Source organism: Halomonas sp. LES1 (assembly GCF_031846005.1).
Classification (GTDB): domain Bacteria; phylum Pseudomonadota; class Gammaproteobacteria; order Pseudomonadales; family Halomonadaceae; genus Halomonas.
Genome location: NZ_JAVRGC010000002.1, coordinates 527,155 through 547,019 on the forward strand (window position 1 = coordinate 527,155; position 19,865 = coordinate 547,019).

Annotated in this window: 24 protein-coding genes; 11 read left to right on the forward strand and 13 right to left on the reverse strand. The window is 62.5% G+C overall.

Annotation, left to right across the window (positions count from 1 at the left end):
• Nucleotides 1-11 precede the first annotated feature (11 nt).
• The 12 genes from motB to flgA form a co-directional block, all read right to left on the reverse strand.
• Nucleotides 12-953: a flagellar motor protein MotB gene (gene motB / locus RM463_RS06620; protein ID WP_311429466.1), complete on the reverse strand. Its 942-nt coding sequence runs from the start codon at nucleotides 951-953 to the stop codon at nucleotides 12-14.
• Nucleotides 950-1,822: a flagellar motor stator protein MotA gene (gene motA, locus RM463_RS06625; protein ID WP_311429467.1), complete on the reverse strand. Its 873-nt coding sequence runs from the start codon at nucleotides 1,820-1,822 to the stop codon at nucleotides 950-952. The genes motB and motA overlap by 4 nt, the downstream gene beginning before the upstream one ends.
• A 127-nt stretch (nucleotides 1,823-1,949) precedes the next feature.
• Nucleotides 1,950-2,534 (reverse strand): flagellar transcriptional regulator FlhC, encoded by a 585-nt coding sequence (gene flhC, locus RM463_RS06630; protein WP_311429468.1) that lies wholly within the window; start codon nucleotides 2,532-2,534, stop codon nucleotides 1,950-1,952.
• A complete protein-coding gene (flhD, locus tag RM463_RS06635) occupies nucleotides 2,527-2,931 on the reverse strand; it encodes a flagellar transcriptional regulator FlhD (RefSeq protein WP_409228254.1) in 405 nt (134 codons plus the stop codon). Before flhD ends, flhC begins: the two co-directional genes overlap by 8 nt.
• 169 nt (nucleotides 2,932-3,100) lie before the next feature.
• Entirely contained in the window at nucleotides 3,101-3,403 is a 303-nt protein-coding gene (locus RM463_RS06640) for an EscU/YscU/HrcU family type III secretion system export apparatus switch protein (protein WP_311429469.1), read from the reverse strand.
• Nucleotides 3,390-3,842 carry a flagellar hook-length control protein FliK gene (locus tag RM463_RS06645; protein ID WP_311429470.1) on the reverse strand — a complete coding sequence of 151 codons (453 nt, stop codon included), beginning with the start codon at nucleotides 3,840-3,842 and terminating at the stop codon, nucleotides 3,390-3,392. The genes RM463_RS06640 and RM463_RS06645 overlap by 14 nt, the downstream gene beginning before the upstream one ends.
• Before the next feature lie 743 nt (nucleotides 3,843-4,585).
• Nucleotides 4,586-4,987 (reverse strand): flagellar protein FliT, encoded by a 402-nt coding sequence (locus RM463_RS06650; protein ID WP_311429471.1) that lies wholly within the window; start codon nucleotides 4,985-4,987, stop codon nucleotides 4,586-4,588.
• 5 nt (nucleotides 4,988-4,992) lie between these two features.
• On the reverse strand, nucleotides 4,993-5,412 hold the full coding sequence (fliS, locus tag RM463_RS06655) for a flagellar export chaperone FliS (RefSeq protein ID WP_311429472.1): 420 nt from the start codon (nucleotides 5,410-5,412) through the stop codon (nucleotides 4,993-4,995).
• A gap of 175 nt (nucleotides 5,413-5,587) precedes the next feature.
• On the reverse strand, nucleotides 5,588-7,270 hold the full coding sequence (locus RM463_RS06660; protein WP_311429473.1) for an HD domain-containing phosphohydrolase: 1,683 nt from the start codon (nucleotides 7,268-7,270) through the stop codon (nucleotides 5,588-5,590).
• A 226-nt stretch (nucleotides 7,271-7,496) separates the two neighbouring features.
• Nucleotides 7,497-7,946: a flagellar protein FlgN gene (locus RM463_RS06665; RefSeq protein WP_311429474.1), complete on the reverse strand. Its 450-nt coding sequence runs from the start codon at nucleotides 7,944-7,946 to the stop codon at nucleotides 7,497-7,499.
• Nucleotides 7,943-8,239, reverse strand: a complete 297-nt coding sequence (gene flgM / locus RM463_RS06670; protein WP_311429475.1) for a flagellar biosynthesis anti-sigma factor FlgM — start codon at nucleotides 8,237-8,239, stop codon at nucleotides 7,943-7,945. The genes RM463_RS06665 and flgM overlap by 4 nt, the downstream gene beginning before the upstream one ends.
• Before the next feature lie 102 nt (nucleotides 8,240-8,341).
• A complete protein-coding gene (flgA, locus tag RM463_RS06675; protein ID WP_311429476.1) occupies nucleotides 8,342-8,944 on the reverse strand; it encodes a flagellar basal body P-ring formation chaperone FlgA in 603 nt (200 codons plus the stop codon).
• Between the two features lie 298 nt (nucleotides 8,945-9,242).
• On the opposite strand from flgA, the gene flgB reads away from it, so the two are divergent.
• The 11 genes from flgB to flgL all read left to right on the forward strand — a co-directional run bounded on the left by flgB (nucleotide 9,243) and on the right by flgL (nucleotide 18,961).
• Nucleotides 9,243-9,647 carry a flagellar basal body rod protein FlgB gene (flgB, locus tag RM463_RS06680; protein WP_311429477.1) on the forward strand — a complete coding sequence of 135 codons (405 nt, stop codon included), beginning with the start codon at nucleotides 9,243-9,245 and terminating at the stop codon, nucleotides 9,645-9,647.
• A gap of 40 nt (nucleotides 9,648-9,687) precedes the next feature.
• Nucleotides 9,688-10,095, forward strand: coding sequence for a flagellar basal body rod protein FlgC (flgC, locus tag RM463_RS06685; RefSeq protein ID WP_311429478.1), 408 nt, complete (start codon nucleotides 9,688-9,690; stop codon nucleotides 10,093-10,095).
• Nucleotides 10,096-10,098: 3 nt separating this feature from the next.
• Nucleotides 10,099-10,803 carry a flagellar hook assembly protein FlgD gene (locus RM463_RS06690; protein WP_311429479.1) on the forward strand — a complete coding sequence of 235 codons (705 nt, stop codon included), beginning with the start codon at nucleotides 10,099-10,101 and terminating at the stop codon, nucleotides 10,801-10,803.
• 42 nt (nucleotides 10,804-10,845) lie between these two features.
• Nucleotides 10,846-12,033 (forward strand): flagellar hook protein FlgE, encoded by a 1,188-nt coding sequence (flgE, locus tag RM463_RS06695; protein ID WP_311429480.1) that lies wholly within the window; start codon nucleotides 10,846-10,848, stop codon nucleotides 12,031-12,033.
• Nucleotides 12,034-12,049: 16 nt separating this feature from the next.
• The gene (gene flgF, locus RM463_RS06700) at nucleotides 12,050-12,811 is read left to right on the forward strand and encodes a flagellar basal-body rod protein FlgF (protein ID WP_311429481.1); all 762 of its coding nucleotides are present in this window, start codon (nucleotides 12,050-12,052) and stop codon (nucleotides 12,809-12,811) included.
• 39 nt (nucleotides 12,812-12,850) lie between these two features.
• On the forward strand, nucleotides 12,851-13,633 hold the full coding sequence (flgG, locus tag RM463_RS06705) for a flagellar basal-body rod protein FlgG (protein WP_311429482.1): 783 nt from the start codon (nucleotides 12,851-12,853) through the stop codon (nucleotides 13,631-13,633).
• Between the two features lie 29 nt (nucleotides 13,634-13,662).
• Nucleotides 13,663-14,352, forward strand: a complete 690-nt coding sequence (locus RM463_RS06710; protein WP_409228248.1) for a flagellar basal body L-ring protein FlgH — start codon at nucleotides 13,663-13,665, stop codon at nucleotides 14,350-14,352.
• Between the two features lie 82 nt (nucleotides 14,353-14,434).
• Nucleotides 14,435-15,496, forward strand: a complete 1,062-nt coding sequence (locus tag RM463_RS06715; RefSeq protein ID WP_311429603.1) for a flagellar basal body P-ring protein FlgI — start codon at nucleotides 14,435-14,437, stop codon at nucleotides 15,494-15,496.
• Between the two features lies 1 nt (nucleotide 15,497).
• Nucleotides 15,498-16,586 carry a flagellar assembly peptidoglycan hydrolase FlgJ gene (gene flgJ / locus RM463_RS06720; protein WP_311429483.1) on the forward strand — a complete coding sequence of 363 codons (1,089 nt, stop codon included), beginning with the start codon at nucleotides 15,498-15,500 and terminating at the stop codon, nucleotides 16,584-16,586.
• 63 nt (nucleotides 16,587-16,649) lie between these two features.
• Entirely contained in the window at nucleotides 16,650-18,017 is a 1,368-nt protein-coding gene (flgK, locus tag RM463_RS06725) for a flagellar hook-associated protein FlgK (protein ID WP_311429484.1), read from the forward strand.
• A 17-nt stretch (nucleotides 18,018-18,034) separates the two neighbouring features.
• Nucleotides 18,035-18,961: a flagellar hook-associated protein FlgL gene (flgL, locus tag RM463_RS06730; RefSeq protein ID WP_311429485.1), complete on the forward strand. Its 927-nt coding sequence runs from the start codon at nucleotides 18,035-18,037 to the stop codon at nucleotides 18,959-18,961.
• 104 nt (nucleotides 18,962-19,065) lie between these two features.
• Here the strand turns inward: flgL and fliR are convergent, their stop codons facing one another.
• Nucleotides 19,066-19,863 carry a flagellar biosynthetic protein FliR gene (gene fliR / locus RM463_RS06735; RefSeq protein WP_311429486.1) on the reverse strand — a complete coding sequence of 266 codons (798 nt, stop codon included), beginning with the start codon at nucleotides 19,861-19,863 and terminating at the stop codon, nucleotides 19,066-19,068.
• Nucleotides 19,864-19,865: the final 2 nt, after the last annotated feature.

Below are 19,865 nucleotides of genomic sequence, written 5' to 3' on the forward strand. Positions count from 1 at the left end.
CGGTACCGGGCCTAGTCTGCCCCGAGTGCGCCCTGCAGGCTCTCGATAAACTGTATTGCCGGGGCGGTGTCGACCTGCCTGGTGCGCTGGCTGAGGGGGGACGGTTCCCCCGCACCGTTGAGCGTGCCGGGACGACGGATCCGCTCGGCGACCTCGTCGAACAGCACCAGCAGCTCGATTCGTCGGTTGATCGGGTCGATGGCCTCTGTGTCCGCTATGGGTACCCGGTCGGCAAATCCCGATACTCGCAGCAGCTTGTTCGGGGCCAGTCCGCCCGCAGTCAGCTCCCGACGAGAGGCATTGGCGCGGTCGGTGGACAGCTCCCAGTTGCTGTAACCCCGGTAGCCGTCAAGGTAGGAAAGGCCGTCGGTGTGGCCACTGATGCTCAGGTCGTTATCCAGCTCGTTGAGCAGGGGGGCCATGGTCCGCAGCAGGTCGCGCATATACGGGGCCACCTGGTTGCTGCCCAGCTCGAACATGGGACGCTGCTCGGTATCCAGCAGCTGAATGCGCAGCCCCTCCGGAGTCATCTCGAAGCGCAGTTGATGACGCAGCTTGCGGAGGTCCGGATCGGCGTTGATGGCGGTCTCGATACGCTGTTGAAGGTCGCGAAATGCACGCCGCTGGACATCGCTCGGCCGGGTCTGCTGGCGCAGGTCGATACGGGCACGCTCGCCATCGGAGTGGGTCGCATCGGGTCCTCCACCGGGAATGATGTTGCTGCTTTGTGCCTGGCCGCTGCCCCCCGTGATGGCGGTCAGCAGTGGTGTGCGGAAGTACTCGCCGACGGCCTCTCGCTGCGTCTGTGACGCCTGCGACAGGATCCACATCACCAGGAACAGGGCCATCAGTGCGGTCATGAAGTCAGCCAGGGCGATCTTCCAGCTGCCTCCATGGTGCCGGTGTATCACCTTCTTGCGTCGAATGATGATGGGTCGACGGTTCTGGCTCATGCGCTGCCTTCGCCGCCACTGGTGCCGCGTACGTACTCTTCCAGTTCGGAGAAGCCGGGGCGCTCCTCGCTATGCAGGGCCTTGCGTCCGAATTCGACGGCTAGCTGGGGAACATAGCCGTGCAGGCTCGCCATCAGGGTCACCCGCATGCACTGCAGTACCTTTTCCACCTCCTTGGTCTGGCGCTCCACGCGGCTGGCGAGCGGGTTGATGAACCCGTAGCCGAGCAGAATCCCCAGAAAGGTGCCGACCAGGGCGTGGGCAATCATCTGGCCCATCTGGTCGGGGGCGGCATCCGCCGCGCTCAGTGCCTTGACCACCCCCATGACAGCGGCAACGATGCCGAAGGCCGGCATGCCATCGCCGACCTTGGCGATGGCATCGGCGGGAATATGGGCCTCCTGTTCGAAGGCCTCTATCTCGTGGAGCATCAGCTCGTCGATCTCCAGGGGCTCCATGGTGCCGCTGACCATCAGGCGCAGGTAGTCGGTGAGAAAGGCCATGATGGTGGGGTCGGCGAGGATCCGCGGGTGCTCGGCAAAGAGTGAGCTCTCCTCGGGAGCCTCGATATCGCGCTCGATGCCCAGCATGCCGTCGCGACGAATCTTGACCAGCAGCTTGTACTGCACCGCCATCAGTTCCAGATAGAGCGCCCTGTCGTAGCGCTTGGAGCGGCGTAGACGACCGAAGATACGGAATGTCGCCTTGATGGCCTTGCCGTTGTTGGCGGCGATAAAGGCGCCGATGCCGGCGCCGCCGATCATCAAGAACTCCGTGGGCTGGAAGAGGGGGCCGAGACTGCCGCCCGCCAGCACGAAGCCGCCGAATACAGAAAGTAGTATTACCAGATAACCGATGGGTATCAGCACAGCCGCTATCCCTTGATCGAGACATGAGTTGAGTCCTTTCAGGGTTATCGGCGGGCGGGATGTGGACTTGAGGCGCGCGTGAAAAGTTCGATCCGTTGAAGCCGGCTTCAACGGATCGCAGGGCGGCTCAGACGTGGCGGGAGGCCTGTGTCCTGCAGGGTGATCTGGCCTCAATGTCACGACTGCGGGGGCTGCGACTCCGCCGTGTCTTTCCGGCGCGAGAAGGGGGCTGGCAGATGCCGCATACGTAATCGTGGTCAGGGCTGTGTGCATGGGCCACGAAGTGTCCTGCACAACGTCTGCAGGTGGAGAGTTGCAGCAGGTCGCTTTCGAAGAAGCGAACGAGCGTCCAGGCGCGGGTCAGGCCGAGCACCACCTCCATCTCGTCGTGGCCAATCTGCTCCACATAGAGGCGGTAGGCCTTGATAAAGGCGGTCATGCGTTCACAGCCCTGCCTCTCGCGTAGCCCCAGGTAGATATTGTAGAACAGCGACGAGTGGATGTTGGGCATCCAGGTAATGAACCAGTCGGTGGAGAAGGGCAACATCCCCTTGGGGGGTGACATGCCGCGGACCTCCTTGAATAGCCGTACCAGGCGTGCTCGGCTCAGGCTGGTCTCCGTCTCCAGCACCTGGAGCCTGGCCCCCAGCTCGATCAGGTCGATGGCAAGCTGTACCTGCTGCATCTCCTTGAGAAGACTCTTGTCACTCATTGGACTTACCTGAAGCTTCGTCATGGTGTGTCGAGGCCATCAGCAGTGCAGCGTGAAGTGACGCAAGGCCTTGTGGGCGTGGGTTGTCGGTTATCTGGCGCAGCTGTTCCGCGCTTTCGTAGCCGAAGTGGCAGAGCAGCTGGTTGGTGCGTGCCAGCTGGCTTAGCTGGCGGGCGTCCAGCCCGGCAATGAGGTCGGCCGTTTCGCTACTGATCTTCAGGCGAAACATCGCCTCGTCACGGTCATCGCTGATCAGGCGTTGGGCCAACAGCAAGTAGGTGAGATTCAGTTCCTGGATCTCTGCGCAGAATGAATTGGATGTCATGGTTCCCTGACGACTTTTTTCAGGCCGCATGGCGGCCAGTAGATTATGGGCCGCTGCTGTCGCTGGCGGCATGTCGCGGAACCATTGTGGTCATTATATAAGATTAAGCAATTGACCCAGGGGGGTAAAAGTATGAGATTAAAATAAGAGGCAGGGGTATGGTTTTTATAAAAAAACAATATATTCAATTGGTTACATAAAGAAATCGATGGCCGGTCGTACGGCGGAAGGTTACAAAACGTTACTTTGTGCGCTTTTTTATACCATCGGGTTCTTCTTGGCTGTTTTCGTATACCCATATCAGGATTTCAGCGATAACCTGGTAGAGGTTGGGAGGGATCCGCTCGTCCAGATCCAGCTGCATCAGCAGGCCAACGAGCTCAGGAGCATCATGCACATGGATGCCCTGCCTCTGGGCCTCGTGAATGATGCGCTCGGCGAGCTCGCCATACCCTTGTGCCACCACCCTTGGCGCATCGTCAGCATCCCGGTAGGCGAGGGCGACGGCCTGGCGGCGACTCCTGTTCGATTCATGGCTGGGCATCGGGAGTCTCTTTCGCCAGGGGGGCAAGGGTAGCACTCACCTCCTCGAAGCCATGAGCGTTCAGTCGAGCCTTGAGGGCAGGGAGGCCGGCTTGAAGGCGTTCGAGCGTGTCGTTATGGATGATGTGCATGTCGATCTCGAGTCGCGAGGCCTGCATCCATACCGAGGCCTTGATTCTACCGATACCCTCGAGATCGAGGTCGATATCCGAGCGCCAGGTGCGCTGCGAGTCTCCCTCTGGTGCATCATCCTCTGCGCCATCTCTCGACGCCTGGTGCCCTGTCGGTGGTTGAATCAGCAGGGCCATGAACAGGCCGCTCCAGACATCACCCTCCCAGCGCAGTGCCGGGGTCACTAGCATTTCAAGCTGGTGACGCACGATGCCCTGAAGGCTCTCATGTATCGCTTCCTGTGCACCGGCCTGTGGAGAGCGCGCCATGATGGCATCGTTGCTCTCGCCGCGCACAGCATGCTGACTTGCCGCCGCCTGTGAAGCCGGCGCTTGTAACGTAGCGGGGCCGGCTGTGGCGACAGTCTTGTCGGCGGGTGAGGGTGGGGCCGGGAGCGTTGAGGAGGAGTTCGCCGGATGAGATCGTTGCAGGCCCGGGAGAAGGGGGGGGCGCCTTTGTTGCGAGCTGGAGGTCTCCGGTAAAGGAGCGGGTGAAAAGCGCAGTGCACGCCACATCTGTGGCTCTCGCTCCAGCTGTTGGCGCGGGAGCTCGCCCTTGTACCAGCGACTCAGATGGGACTCGTAGAACAGACCGCTATCGCGAATGCTGCTTTCAAGACGGGAGGCGACATGGCTGACATCGGCTGACTGACCCGAGGCGACCAGCGGTAACCGGGTTGACAGTACGGATGGCGGGGACGGGAAGCGTAGCAGTAGATCGGCGATGGTACGGCCTGAGCTGCTCAGGTGGGTCTGTGTGGATGTCGCCGATACGGCAGGCTGTCGAGCCGAAGTGATCGACTCCTCTGTCGCCTGGGGTGAAGCGCGATTAGTGCCCAGCGTCGAAGTGGTGTTGGTGCGGGCATCCAGTCGGGAGTCGCTATGCAGGGCCCGCGGTGCATCTGCCGGAGAGGTCGGCCTGACCGGCTGGTTCAAGTCCCGTGGCGGTTGCGTGTCAGCCCGCTTCCCCAGCACCTGGTGGAGCAGGGTGTCCAGCAGCGGTGTGATTCCACTCACCACAGGCCCTTTTTATTGGTCGAATGGCTGTCCAGGTAGGAGGCCTGACGGCCACCCGCCGGCACTCCATAGGCGCGGCTGAGATTGCGCTGTTGCCGGGAGGTGTCGATCAGCTCGCCCAGCTCTTCACGACGCGTCATCAGCTGGTCACGCAATTGAAGATTGTTCTCCAGGATCCTCTTGATCAAGTCAGCCTTTTGCTGGCGATGCGCCTCTGTCAGCGTTACCGCTTCGTCCAGCTTCTTGAGGTGCTCAGTCTGCAGCACATACTCTGTCTGGCATGTGATCAAGGTATCCCATTCCTGCCGATGTGCCGCCTCCAGCATGCGTCGAGTTTGTAGCAGCATGGTTTCGTAGGCAGCTATTACCCCTTGGGATGATGTGGTGTCGGTCGGCATGATCATCACTCCTTGGCAGCGATTGGTTCGCCAACTTCTTTCCAGGCACCGGCAATATCGTTGAGGATCGCTTCGGCTCGATCCAGACATTCGACATCATTGTGCAGATTGGCGGCGAGTAACTGGCGGATTACGTAGTCGTAGAGCGAGGCCAGACGTTCGGCGATCTCGCCTCCTTTTTCTGCGTCCAGGGCGGCCAGCAGGCCATTGTTGATAATATCCATCGCCTTGGAGATAGCCTTGCCTTTCTCGGCGATGTTGTTGGCTTCCAGGTGAATGCGGGCAGTCCGGATCGAGGCGATGGCACCATCAAACAGCATCACGATGAGCTGGTGTGGGCTGGCGGACATGACGCCACTCTCGACACTGATCCGGGCGTAGGCATTGGCGCCGCGCCCATATGCGGCTCCTCGCATGGCTGACATGGTATTGGTCGCTCCTGTTGGGTTGTGACGGCTTAAAGGTGGTGCGGGCATCATATGATGTGGCCATCTTGATACAGTATGTCAGGTGACAGAGTTTGCAGTGGCAAGAACAACACATGTCTGCGCTATTATTTCGAACTATCGGCGCCGAAGCGGGCGACTTTAGCGTCACCTGCTAGGTGGAGATCGGAATCTCGTGGACAATCTCGCCCAGCTGTCGCGTGACATCCCCTTCAATGACCTCTCCGAGATCCTGCCCTGGGGGTTCCGCCTTGCGGGTGATCTGGACACGGTTGGGGAGGCTCTGTGCATCGAGGCCTTGCACCCACCCCATCTCTCCCGATGCAAACAGCACCAGTGAGCCCACCGGGTGCAGGCCAAAGCGCTGGATATAGCGTTTGACCCACTTCTGATCGAATCGGTCGGGCCTGGAGAGGAGTTGGCGATAGACATCATCGATACGGTGGGCGGGGCGATCCGGCCGATCACGTCGCATCGCCTCGATAACGTCGACGACGGCGGCGGCACGTGCCAGCTCATGGAGCTTGTCATGCTGCAGGCCAGCAGGGTACCCGCTGCCATCGAGTCGCTCGTTGATATTCTCGGTGACAGAGACCAGCACACTGCGCGATAGCCAGTGACAGCGACCCATTCGATCGATCAGCAGTCGGACATGTGTCTGAAGGCGTGCATGCTGTTCTGAATCGAGTGCACTGGCGTCCAGGAGCTCCGCAGGAAGAAGGGCTTTGCCCAGGTCGTGAATCATCGCGCAGGCGATCATGCCCTTGCGCAGGTCGCGTGGGATTCTGTCGAGGCCGGCCAGATTCAGCAACTGGATGGCCACGGCGAGCGAGTGGCGCACCAGTCGTGACTCGTGAGGCAGGCAGCGGGGAGCAAACAGCAGGGCGTTGCGGTCCTCATCGTGGAGCTGCAGCAAGCGGTCGGCATGCCGGGAGAGCTGTACCGAATCGATCATCCCGCCTTGCTGAAGCTCCAGCACCTGGGCATCCAGATAGCCGGCGACGCGTGCCAGTCGCTTGGCCATCGGCGTGGCATAGGCCTCGATATTGCGCCTGCTGATACCTGGGGGAGACGTCGTGCTGGTCTGGAAGAGCAGTGAGGGCAGGCGCGACGTCTCATTCCCGTCTTCATAGCGAGCGGCCTCGCGCTCGATCTCGCGTACCAGGTGCCAAAGCTGCCGTTCCTTGTCGGGGGTGACGGCCTTGAACCGAAAGCCTACCCGCAGGCTCTGGCGTTCCGTATCGACTTGCTGATGGCGAAGCTCGGCAGCACCCTGGAAGCGTGTGCCATCCGGAAAACAGAGCTCCACGTCCAGTTGCTGGTCGGCTTCGGCGAGTAACCCGCTAGCCGTGAGGGGCATTTCGAGCTGGCAGCCCTCCAGGGACAGGTCCTTGAGGTCCCCCTGAGTCGAGTGCCCCTGGTCATTGCGCAGGATGCCGCCGACCTCCATTCCCAGCCGCAGCCGTGCTCGAAATGAGGAACGTCGTTGAAGCTCTTCCAGGTGGTGGGGGTAGACGCTGACGCAGAGGAGCCGGCCGTTCTCCTCGTGGCAGGATTGAGCGGTGAGGGCGGGGGTGCGCACCATCTTGCCACTGATCTGCCCGAGGATGCGGAAGGAGTGCTCCTGGCGTAGCGCGATGGCGAGTTCGCGTATGGCGCTGATATCCAGGGTTAGCGACTCGCCCGGTGACTGCTCCACCAGAAGCACGGGCTCCGGCTTGCCGCCGGCTCCCTGCATCTCCAGTGAGGCCCCTCCTGGCTCCATGAGTGCGTCCAGAAGAGCCTCGACCTCATTGGGGCGCTCTACACGTGTGTAGCCATCACTGCTCTGCGACATCCTTGCCTCATGCGTTGCTCATCATATTGGGGTTGGGCCAGATATCGGTCCTTGCGCAGAAAACTTGAGCCTGGATGTGCCGGTATCGAGGCGACGGCGGTGGCTATCGAGGGGGTGGCGCGGCAGAGAGGTGATGGGGCGCTACGGTGTGTCTCGGATTCAGAGGGGCGTGTCGCCGAGCCGATGGGTGTCAGGGCGCCTTGCGATTGGTTTGCGGTTCTCGGCCTCAGGCTGAGGCGTTGAGTTGGCCGCTGCCGGCGAGATGGCGACCCTTGGCGGTGTAGGGGCGTGCTTCGGCGATGCTCTGCAGGTAGTCGAGCATCTGTCGATTGTGTTGGGCGCGGGTGCTGATCAGGTATCCATTGCGCTGGTTCTGTCGTGCCGTCACCCGTGTCAGCTCCAGCATGGCTTGCCACTCCTCCAGGCACCCGGCGTCCTCGGCCGCCTGGCGAGAGCCTTCGATGTCAGTGGGGTAGCCTAGTCGGTCCTGAATGGAGAGGCGACTCTTCTCGGTGGTTGCCAGGGCGTCCAGCAGGGTTTGCTTGTCCTGGGCCACCTGTTCCAGTGCCCTGCCTTCTATCTGGCCAGCAGTCAGCAGCTCCTGTTCCTGGGCAAGCAGGCGCGATAGTTCCTTCAACCGTGTGGTCTGGGTCTGCAGGAGGCGTGATAGGCTCATGGCTTTCCGTTTTCCTGGTCAAGCAGATCCTGGACGCTGGCGATCAGGCCGTCGGCGATGCGTTCGGCACGAATATCTAGCTTGCCGTCACGGATGGCTTCGCGAATCTCTTCGACACGGGCGCCGTCGATATCCTGACTGGCGTCAGTGGCGGCCTGGCTCAGGTGTGTCACACTGGCCGGGCCGGTATCCTGCTGCTTGCCACCCTGGGTGCCTGGCACCTTCTGTGTCTCCTGGCGCGACTCGATTTGGGTCTGGCGAGTCAGGTTGGGGTGTTGATGGTTGATTTTCACGGTGGTTGGCCTCGTGAGGGGTGCGTTACGCAGGCTATCGGCCGTTTCGGGCGAAGCTTTAGCCCAACGACGAAGAGCCATTTCAGTGTGGTCGTTTCGGTGTTAGAAGTCCACGGCGACTCTTTCCGGGCCTACCACCTCTCCCTCCACGATGCGTCGGCCGGGAAGCCTGACCCGAACCCTGTCACCCAGGCCGCCTTCGTCGATGGCTTGGCCCTCGCGCTGTACCCGGAAGCCGGTGCCGGAAGCCTCCACCTGCACGCTGTTATTGCGATAGACGAGCCGCGGTGTCTGGATATGGTGCGCCTGAAGGGTGACTCCCGGCGTCAGGGGGCGAGTGGCGTGCTGGCCGATGGCTTCTTCGAGCGTCATGACGGTGTGGTGAGGCAGGCGGCCCAGATTGCCGTGTTGCAGGGTGAGGTCCTTCGCGCGTATTGGTTCGCCTCGGTCGAGGCGCCTCGCCACCTCGACATAGCTGCCTGTGATGTCGATGGTCGCCTGCAGATAGCGCACCCGGCGGCCATCCTCCCCGCAGCGAATCCCGACCGAGACCCGGCTGCGCAGTCGGGCTTCGGGGTTGGGCAGGAAGGGGGACGGGTTGTCGCATTCACCCATCCGTGCGCTTGGTGGTGATACCTCGATGACCACCTCGTCGCCCAGCTGGCTGGCTCGTTCGTAGAGCAGTGTGTGAACGCGCTCCAGCATCAGGCGTTCGTTGGCACCGGCGATGAGGGGCAGTGCCAGTAGCAGAAGCGGTGTCAGCAGCCAGAGGGGTCGTGGCCAAGCATGGCCCGGCCAAGCGTGGCCCGACCAGAAGATGCCAATCATGGAGTCATGCCAGGGTATCAAAAGTGGGTGTCGGGGCGTAATGCGATTCTAGGTCGCAAGCCTGGTGGCGTATCGCTTGAAATAGGCGTTTTGAAGAGTGCTGTTCCAACCTTTGGTCTGACAGTGCCTGCAATAACCTTCATCGTCCAGGAAAGCTTTACTCGGGAGAGAGGGGATGATTGACCGGCTCGAAGCGTCATTGAATTTCCACCAGCAGGCGCTGGGGCTTCGTCAGGAGCGTCAGAAGGTGCTGTCCAGCAATATCGCCAATGTCGATACGCCGGGCTACAAGGCCCGCGACATGGATTTCGCCAGCGCCCTCTCTCAGGCCGCCTCCCGTACCGGGCACGGGCTGTCGCTCTCGCGCACTTCCGAGCGCCATCTCGAGAGCAGCGCTACTTCGCTCGGCTCGCGCGATCTGCTCTATCGTGTCCCGGCCCAGCCGAGCCTCGACGGCAACACCGTGGACATGGATGTGGAGCGCGCGCAGTTCGCCGACAACTCGGTGCGCTACCAGGCCGCGCTGACCCTTCTCAATAGCCGCATTCAGGGTCTCAAGAAGGCCATGCAGCCTGAATAAGCAGCCCGAATAAGCAGCCCGAACAACCAGGAGCGAGTGCATGACGATGTTCTCCATCTTCGAGATTTCCGGCTCGGCCATGAGCGCCCAGTCCCAACGCATGAACGTGACCGCCAGCAACCTGGCCAACGCCGACAGCGTGGCCGGCCCCGACGGCGAGGCCTATCGCGCCCGTCAGGTGATGTTCGAGACCCGCGCTCAGTCGCGGGAGGGCATCGGCGGTGTCGGCGTGCGCGAGGTGGTGGAGGACCCATCCCCCATGCGCCTGGAGTACCGCCCCGAGCACCCCCTGGCCGACGAGGAGGGCTATGTCACCATGCCCAACGTCGACCCGGTGGGTGAGATGGTCAACATGATCTCCGCCTCGCGCTCCTATCAGGCCAACGTCGAGGTGATGAACACCAACAAGCAGCTGATGCTCAAGACGCTGACGCTGGGTGAGGGGTAAGCCATGGCCACCACGATCGACAGCGGCGTGCTGAATGGCATCAATGGCGTTTCGGCGGGGCGTGGCGGTATCGGGGCCGGCGCCAATGACTCCCAGGCGCTTAACGACAACTTCATGACCATGATGGTGGCGCAGCTTCAGAATCAGGATCCGCTGAAGCCGATGGAGAACAGCGAGATGGTCTCCCAGCTGGCGCAGATCAACACCCTCAATGGCATCGAGGATCTCAACGAGACGCTGCATGGCATCGGCAGCCAGATCGACGCGGGACGTGCCCTGGAGGCCGCCGGCCTGATCGGCCAGGGCGTGCTGGTGCCGGGTGATCGAGTGCTGGTGGGGCGTGATGGCGAAGGCAACGTCAATACCACGCCGTTCGGCATGGAGCTCGCCGAGCCGGCCGAGAACGTCAAGGTCACCATCACCGACGGCGCGGGCCAAGTGGTGCGGCGCTATGACATCGGCGCTGTGGATGCCGGGGTCTCCTCCTTCCAGTGGAATGGTGAGACCGACCAGGGCAGCTTCGCTCCCGACGGTGCCTACAATATCCGTCTCGAGGCGACCCAGGGTGACAAGGAACTCTCCATCGACGCCTTGAACTACGCCATGGTCAATGCGGTGACGCCCACCGACGATAAGGGCGGCTTCGCCCTGGACCTGGGCGCCGTGCAGGGCCAGGTCGGCCTGTCCGCCATCAAGCAGATTCTCTAACGCTTTAAAAAATAGTTCGGCTTACGCAGAGGGAATAACACCATGGGTTTTTCACAAGCGCTCAGCGGCCTGAATGCCGCCGCCTCCAGCCTTGATGTCCAGGGCAACAACATCGCCAACTCCCAGACCGTGGGCTTCAAGAGCAGCAGCGCCCAATTCGCCGATGTCTTCGCCAACTCCAAGATCGGTCTGGGCACGCGCATGTCGGCGGTGCTCCAGGACTTCGGCGAGGGCAATCTGGAGAGCACCGGCCGCGCGCTCGATCTCGGCATCAGCGGCCAGGGCTTCTTCCGCTTCATGCAGAACGACCAAGTGGTCTACTCCCGCAACGGCCAGCTCTCCATGACCGCCGATGGCTACCTGCAGAACGCCCAGGGGGCGCGGATCATGGGGTTTGGGGCCGTTGGCGGTGAAGTTCAGGCTGGCGGGCAGCCAGAAGTATTGCAGGTCGGCACAGCAGAGCTAGAAGCGAAGGCAACGGAAAGTGTGAGCATGGTAGCCAACCTTGACTCGCGTGTTACAGATAATGAGTTGAATGAAGTCGATATTGGTGGAACCAAAGTTCCCTATCACTTTTCTAGTAATTTCACCGCTTATGATTCGCTAGGGAATCCGAAAAATACGACTGTCTACTTTCAAAAAACGGGCGCTGGTTCATGGAGTACCACCGCTACTGTTGACGGCGAGATGGCGGGGGCTACCACGTTGAATTTTGATAGTAACGGCCAAATTACTAATGATCCCGCCACCATCGAAGTTGACCTTGCGTTGGCTAATGGAGCCAATGGCTTAGATTTTGATATTGATGTTTCGGACTTCACTCAGTTCGGTAACACTTCACGCACCACCGATCTGCAGCAGGATGGCTACACCTCCGGTGCCTTCGTGGGCATCAGTATCGAGGCCGATGGCACGATCATGAGCAACTTCTCCAACGAGCAATCGGCGGCGGTGGGGCAGATCGCCATGACCAACTTCCGCAACCCCGAGGGCCTGAAGGCTGAAGGCGGCAACGCCTGGTCGGCCACCCAGGCCTCCGGCCAGGAGCTGGTCGGCGCGCCGGGCACCGGCCTGCTGGGCAGCATCGAGTCCGGCGCCATCGAGTCCTCCAACGTGGATATGGCGCGTGAGCTGGTGGACATGATCGTCACCCAGCGTGCCTACCAGGCCAACTCCCAGACCATCAAGACTCAGGACGAAGTCCTGCAGACCGCCATCAACCTGCGCTGATCGCGGAGACTGAGCCATGGATCGCATTCTCTATACCGCCATGAGCGGCGCGCGCCAGAGCATGGAGCAGCAGGCGGTGGTCAGCCACAACCTGTCCAACGTCAGCACCACCGGCTTTCGCGCCCAGTTGCACGCCATGCGCGCGGTGCCGGTGCAGGGCGATGGCCCGCTCGATACACGCGTCTCGGTGGCCGCCTCGACGCCGGGATCGGATTTCTCCAGCGGCCCCATCAATCGTACCGGGCGGGCGCTGGACGTCGCCGTGGAGGGCAATGGCTGGCTGACCGTGCAGGCGGCGGATGGCGAGGCCTACACCCGCCGCGGCGATCTCCAGGTCGATGGCGATGGCTTCCTGATGACTGCCAATGGCCGGCCGGTGATGGGCGAGGGCGGTCCCATCCAGATTCCGCTGGGGGCCCAGGTCTCCATTGGCGCGGATGGCACCATCAGCACCATCGGGGCTGGCGAGGACCCCGACGCCCTGGTGCCGGTGGATCGCCTCAAGCTGGTCTCGGCGCCGGAGCAGGGCCTGCTGCGCGGCGATGATGGCCTCTTCCGCCCGGCGGCCGGGGCCGAAGGGGAGCCACCGGCGGCCCTGCCGCTGGATGATGAGGTGTCACTCGTCAGCGGCGCCCTGGAGGGCAGCAATGTCAGTGCGGTGAAGGCCATGGTGTCGATGATCGATGTGGCTCGCCGCTACGAGATGCAGATGAAGGGTATCAGCACCGCCGACGAGAACGCCCAGCGCGCCAACAGCCTGCTGTCGATTCAGGGCTGATCGCGCCTGCCGTCACGCGCCAATTCGCAAGGAATTTCAATGATCAAGTCACTATGGACGGCCAAGACCGGCCTGGAATCCCAGCAGGTCAATCTGGATGTCATCTCCAACAATCTGGCCAACGTCAGCACCAATGGCTTCAAGCGCTCCCGCGCCGTGTTCGAGGACCTGCTCTACCAGAACATGCGTCAGCCCGGCGCCCAGAACAATATCCAGGACCGTCTGCCCTCCGGCATGCAGGTGGGCACCGGCGTGCGCCCCGTCGCCACCGAGCGCCTGCATACCCAGGGCGGGCTCGAGAACACCGAGAACTCCCGTGACCTGGCCATCAACGGCCAGGGCTTCTTTCAGGTATTGATGCCGGACGGCAGCACCGCCTACACACGGGATGGCAGCTTCCAGCTCAACGAGAACGGCCAGATGGTCACCGCCAACGGCTATCCCCTGGAGCCGGCGATCATCATTCCCGACAACGCCCTGTCGATCTCCATCGGCGAGGATGGGGTGGTCAGCGTGACCGAGCCCGGCACCAGCCAGCCCAACGAGGTCGGGCAGATCACGCTCTCCACCTTCGTCAACCCCACCGGGCTCGAGAGCGTTGGCGGCAACCTCTATATGGAAACCGCCTCATCCGGGCCGCGTAACGAGAATATGCCGGGCATGAATGGCACGGGGCGCTTGTTCCAGGGCTATGTCGAGACCTCCAACGTCAATGTGGTGGAGGAGATGGTCAGCATGATCCAGACCCAGCGCGCCTACGAGATCAACAGCAAGGCGGTGCAGACCAGCGATGAGATGCTGGCCCGCCTGAGCCAGCTGTAACCGATGATGGCAATGGCGGGAGAGAGGGCATGATGACAGGGCGCCTGGGTAGGCCAAGCCTGTGGTGGATGGTCGCGCTGATGCTGCTGATGGGCGGCTGCGCCCAGGTTCCTCGCGCCTCGGTGGTGGGGGAGCAGGAGCGCATCGAGATTCCGCAGCCGCCGCTGCCACGCGCCAACGGCTCCATCTACCAGGCCGAGCGCGGCTATCGCCCGCTGTTCGAGGATCGGCGCCCCACCATGGTGGGCGATATCCTGACCATCGTCCTGGACGAGCAGGTCAGCGCCAGCAAGAACAGCCAGTCCAGCGCCGATCGCAGTGGTTCCTCCAGCCTGGGCTTCGACCAGCAGGCCGATGCCATCGAGCAGCTGGCCGAACTCGGCTTCGATATCTCCGCCTCCGGGGAGAGCGACTTCAGCGGGGGTGGCGGCTCCGAGGCGAACAACTCCTTTACCGGCACCATTACCGTCTCGGTGCTGCAGGTGCTCAACAATGGCTATCTACGGGTGCGGGGCGAGAAGCAGATCGCGATCAACCAGGGCACCGAATTCATCCGTTTTGCGGGGGTTGTCGACCCGCGCACCATCACCGGCCAGGGGGCCGTGATGTCGACACAGGTGGCGGATGCCCGCATCGAGTACGTCGGCGATGGTTACATCAGCGAGGCGCAACATATGGGCTGGTTGCAGCGGTTCTTCCTCAATGTCTCGCCCTTCTAGCAGGAGTTCGACCGTGAAGCCTTCTTCGCAAGCGTGCCACAACGGTTTCTTTGCCCTGCTGGTCGTCATCCTGCTGGTCGTGATGGCGGCCACACCGGCGCGTGCCGAACAGATTCGTGAGCTGGCCAGCTTCGCCGGCGTGCGCGACAACGTCCTGGTGGGCTATGGCTTGGTAGTCGGGCTGGACAATACCGGTGACCAGACCACCCAGGCGCCGTTTACCGGGCAGAGCCTCGCCAACATGCTCAACCAGCTGGGCGTGACGGTCCCGGAAGGGACCAATATGCAGCTGCGCAATGTGGCGGCGGTGATGGTGACAGCGGATCTGCCGCCCTTCTCCCGCCCCGGCCAGCGCCTGGATGTCAATGTCTCCTCGGTGGGCAATGCCCGCAGCCTGCGCGGTGGCACCCTGCTGATGACCCCGCTGAAGGGCGCCGATGGCGCGACCTATGCCATCGCCCAGGGCAATCTTCTGGTCAGTGGTGCCAGTGCCCAAGGCGGTGGCAGCAGTGTGCAGATCAACCAGCAGGCCGGCGGACGCATCACCGGGGGTGCCATGGTCGAGCGCGAGGTGCCGCTGGACCTGGGCGCCCGAGGCGGGCTGCTGGAGCTCGAGCTCAACCGCACCGACTTCGGTACGGCACAGCGAGTGGTGGCGGCCATCAATTATGAGTTTGGGCGGCCGGTTGCCTCGGCGCTCAATGGTCGAGTGATCGCCCTGGATGGCCCGCAGAATGCCAACGCGCGAGTCAACTTCATGGCGCGGATCGAGCAGCTCAACGTCACGCCAACCGAGGCGCCGGCCAGGGTGGTGCTCAACTCGCGCACCGGGGCCATCGCCATGAATGGCCGTGTCACGCTGCGCCAGGCCGCCGTGGCCCACGGCAACCTGGCCATCACCATCGATACCGATGTGGGCGTCAGTCAGCCCAACCCCTTCGGCGGTGGCGAGACCGTGGTCGTCCAGGACACCGAGGTCAGCATCGAGCAGCAGCCCGGCACCCTCAAGGTAGTGGAGGGTGCCAACCTGACGGAGCTGGTGGATGCACTGAATACCCTGGGAGCGACGCCGGCCGATCTGATGTCGATCCTCGAGGCGTTGAAGGCTTCGGGGTCACTGCGCGCAGAGCTGGAGATCATCTGATATGGCGCTGAGTCATGGTAATGGCCTGGATGGCCAGTTTGCCCTGGAGATGCAGGGCCTGCAGCGGCTCAAGCACAGCGCGCGTCAGGATCCGGCGAGTGGCGCCGATGCGGCTGCCCAGCAGTTCGAGGCCCTGTTTATCCAGATGATGGTCAAGAGCATGCGCGACGCCGTGCCCACCACGGGGCTTCTGGACAACAAGCAGAGCGAGTTCTTCCAGTCGATGCTCGACCAACAGTGGTCCCAGACCATGGCCAGCCGCGGAATCGGCCTGGCCGACAAGCTGGTCAGCGAGCTCGAGAGTCGTGGCCTGGTCCCGTCGCAGGCAGCGCCGGCCGAAAACGCGCTGATCGCCGGTATTCCGCGGGGAACCCCCAGGCCGCTGCGGGATGCCATTCAGTCACTACCCTCGAGCGCCGTGGAACCCGGTGAGTCGCAGGCAGTACCAGATAACAGCGTCAGTGGCTTTATGGCGGCGCTGGATGCTCGACCGAGGGGGGCGGCCGCTGATTCAGGTGGCGACATGGCCACGCAGCAGGCCGCGGGTTTGCCGGCGTCGCGCGAGCGCTCCGCGATGCCGGCACATGTGCGGACCTTTCTCGACCGCCTCGAGGCGCCCGCCCAGGCGGCCAGCCGTGCCACGGGCGTGCCAGCCGAGCTGATCCTGGCCCAGGCCGCCCTCGAGACTGGCTGGGGGCGTCATGAGATCTCCACCCGGGACGGCGGCAACAGTCACAACCTCTTCGGCATCAAGGCCGGCAGTAGCTGGCGCGGCGAGACCACCGAGATCGTGACCCATGAAGTCTACGGCGGACAGCGTCAGCGGGTGCGCGACGACTTCCGGGTCTACGCCTCCTTCGAGGAGGCGTTTACCGACTACGCCAACCTGATCGGCAACAACCCCCGCTACCGGGCGGTGACCGCGGCCGCGAGCCCGGCCGAGGCGGCGCACGCCCTGCAGCAGGGCGGCTATGCCACCGACCCGGCCTACGCCGACAAGCTGATCGCGGTCATGCACAGCATAGGGCCGCTGGGCACGGACCGGCAGCTGGCCAGCGCCGGCTCCATCGCGGCCGCTGGCCTGCGCTGAGTTGGGCCTCAAGATTCTCGGCGCGCTGCCGATTAACGGGGTAACGGCCAAGGGAAATGCCACATGAGTATCTTTTCGACTGGGCTGAGCGGTCTGAATGCCGCTCAAAATGCCCTGCAAAGCACCAGCAACAATATCAGCAACGTCTATACTCCGGGCTACAACCGCGAGGTGACCGTTCTCGGCGAGAGCCGTGCCGGGGGTGGCGTGCAGGTCAACGATATTCAGCGCCAGTTCAATCAGTACGTGGCCGGCCAGCTCAACGCGGCCACCAGCAAGTCCAGTGCGCTGGAGGCGTATAACCAGCAGGTCGGGCAGATCGACAGCCTGCTGGCAGATCGTGATGCCGGCCTGGCGCCGCTGATGCAGAACTTCTTCTCCGCCATGGAGGACCTGGCCAGTGCGCCTTCCGATCCCGCTGCCCGTCAGGGCGTGCTCGGTGCCGCCGATACCCTGACCGCCCAGTTTCGCTCCTTCGACGGCTACCTGCAGGATATGCAGGAGGGCATCAATGGACAGATCGGCGACGAGGTCACCCAGATCAACAACGCCACCGAGCAGCTGGCCGATATCAATCGGGAGATCGCCCTGGCCCGGGCACGCAGCGGCGAGGCGCCCAACAGCCTGCTCAACCAGCGTGACCGGATGGTTCACGAACTCAATGAGCGCATGGACGTGCGCCTCAATATCCAGGACGGCAAGACCTACAACATCAGCCTGCCCAACGGTCAGCCGCTGGTGGCCGGCACCCAGCACTATCGCCTGGAGGCGATGGACTCGCCCAGCGATCCCCTGCGCACCGTGCTGGGCTATCGTGACTCCAACGGTGATCTGGTGGCGCTGGATGAGGACACCGTGACCGGCGGCACCCTGGGCGGGTTGATGGACTTCCGTGCCGAGACCCTGGATAAGACCCAGCGCCAGATCGGTCAGCTGGCGGTTTCCCTGGCGGAGGCCTTCAACGAACAGCATGCCAAGGGTGTCGACCTGAATGGCGATTCGGGGGGGGATCTTTTCGAGATCGACTCGACGTCACTGCACCGCGCCGGCGGCAGCCTGAAACTGGCCATCGATGATCTGGACAAGATCGCTGCGGCGGGAGTGAGTGGCGGTTCAGGCAACAACGAGAACGCCTTGGCGATGCAGGATCTTCAAAAGGAAAAAATCGTGAGCGGCTCCGCCACGCTGAGTGGCGCCTATGGTGCCATGGTCAGCGATGTGGGCAATCGCACCAATATCGTCCAGGCCAACCTCGATGCTCAGCAGGGCCTGACCGATCAACTGCGCGCGATGCAGCAGTCCGAATCCGGTGTCAATCTGGACGAGGAGGCGGCCAATCTGATCCGTTATCAGCAGTTCTACCAGGCCAATGCCCGAGTTATCGATACCGGCACCACCGTCCTCGACACCATCCTCGGCCTGCGTAACTGATCCGGAGAGAGAACACGATGCGAGTCAGCAGTGTCACCATGTACGAGCAGAGCATCTCGTCCATGAACCGTCAGCAGAACGACTTTCTCAAGGTCAGCCAGCAGATCGCCAGCGGTCGGCGGGTGGTCAATCCTTCCGATGACCCCCAGGCCGCCTCGCGGGCAGTGGGCGTCGACCAGTCCCGCGCGGTGACCCAGCAGTTTGCCGACTCTCGCGTCAGCGCCAGAAACTCGCTGGCCCAGACCGAGAGCGTGCTCAACAGCGTTAGCGACGCCGTCATCAGCGCCAAGACGCTGATTATCCAGGCGCAGAATGACACCTTGAGCGACCCCGATCGACAGTCTATTGCCTCCGAGCTGCGCGGCATCTACGAGACCGTCTTCGGCCAGGCCAACGCCACGGATGGCAACGGCCGCTATATCTTCGGCGGCTACAAGGATGACGCTCCGCCCTTCGAGAAACAGGCGGGCGATGTCGCCTATGTTGGCGATAGCAACATTCGTGAACAGCGTATCGACGCCTCTCGCCTGATGAAGGTTGGCGAGAATGGGGAGTCGATCTTTCAGAGCACGGCCGGCGATGTGGATGAAGACAACACAGATCTCTTCACGACCTTCGAGAAGGCGCTGAACGTACTGGAAAATCCGCCAGGTGACGCCGAGACGCTGCACGGCACCCTGGACGAGGTGATGCGCGAGTTCGACAACAGCCTCGACAACGTGCTGACCAAGCGTGCCTCCGTCGGTGCCCGCCTCAACGAACTGGATGTGATCGACAGCGTGGGGGGCAACCGCATGCTCAACTACGAGCAGACCCTCTCCGACCTGGTGGATCTCGACTACGCCGAGGCGATCGGTGATTACACCCTGCGCCAGGTAGGCCTGCAGGCCTCCCAGAAGGCGTTCGCCGACATGAAGGGCATGTCCTTGTTCAACTACCTCTGATTTCTTTCTTTTCCCTGCCGGCCATGCCATCCCCGTCTCCGGCATGGCCGTTTTGCCGTTCCGGTACCTGCCCAGGTCGGAACGGCTTTTTTCGATTTCGCAAGTTATGGCACGGGCAGCGGCGCCATCGTCTCCAGCAGCCCCTGAAGGAAGTCAAGCCCATTGGCGAAGTGTCGCTCCAGAAAGCCGCCCAGCTCGGTCATCAGTACCATCAGCAGCACCAGGCCGACGGTAAGCGAGGTCGGAAAACCGATATTGAATACCGTCAATTGCGGCGCTGAGCGGTTGAGGATGCCAAGGGCCAGGTTGATGATCAGCAGGGAGGCCACCAGCGGTAGGGCCAGCAGCATGCCGACGGTGAAGATGGTGCCGCCGTAGCGGGCCAGCAGGATAAAGGCGTCGGGATTGAAGCGACCGATGCCGACGGGTAGCGTCTCGAAGCTCGCCACCACGATCTCGAGAACCACCAGATGGCCGTTGAAGGCCAGGAACATCAGCAGGGTGATCATGTAGAGTATCCGCGACAGCACCACCATATTGGTGCCGCTTGCGGGGTCGAAGAAGGTGGCGAAGGCCAGGCCCATCTGCAGGCCGATAAAGTCCCCAGAGGCCTGAACCACCGAGACGATGATACGTACCGTGAGCCCGATGGCCAAGCCGATCAGAGTCTGCTCGACCAGCGTTCCCAGCCCCGCCCACGAGAAGAGCGGAATATCCGGCATGGCCGGCAGCACCGGGGCAATCACTATGGCAATCGCGCCGGCGGTGGCGATCTTGGCCTGGCGGGGCACGCTGGAGTGGCCCCAGAGTGGGGCGCTCAGCATCAGCGCGGTAATCCGCGCAAAGGGCCAGAAGAAGGCCACCAGCCAGCCGTGCAGCTGATCGAAGGTCACCTCCACCATGG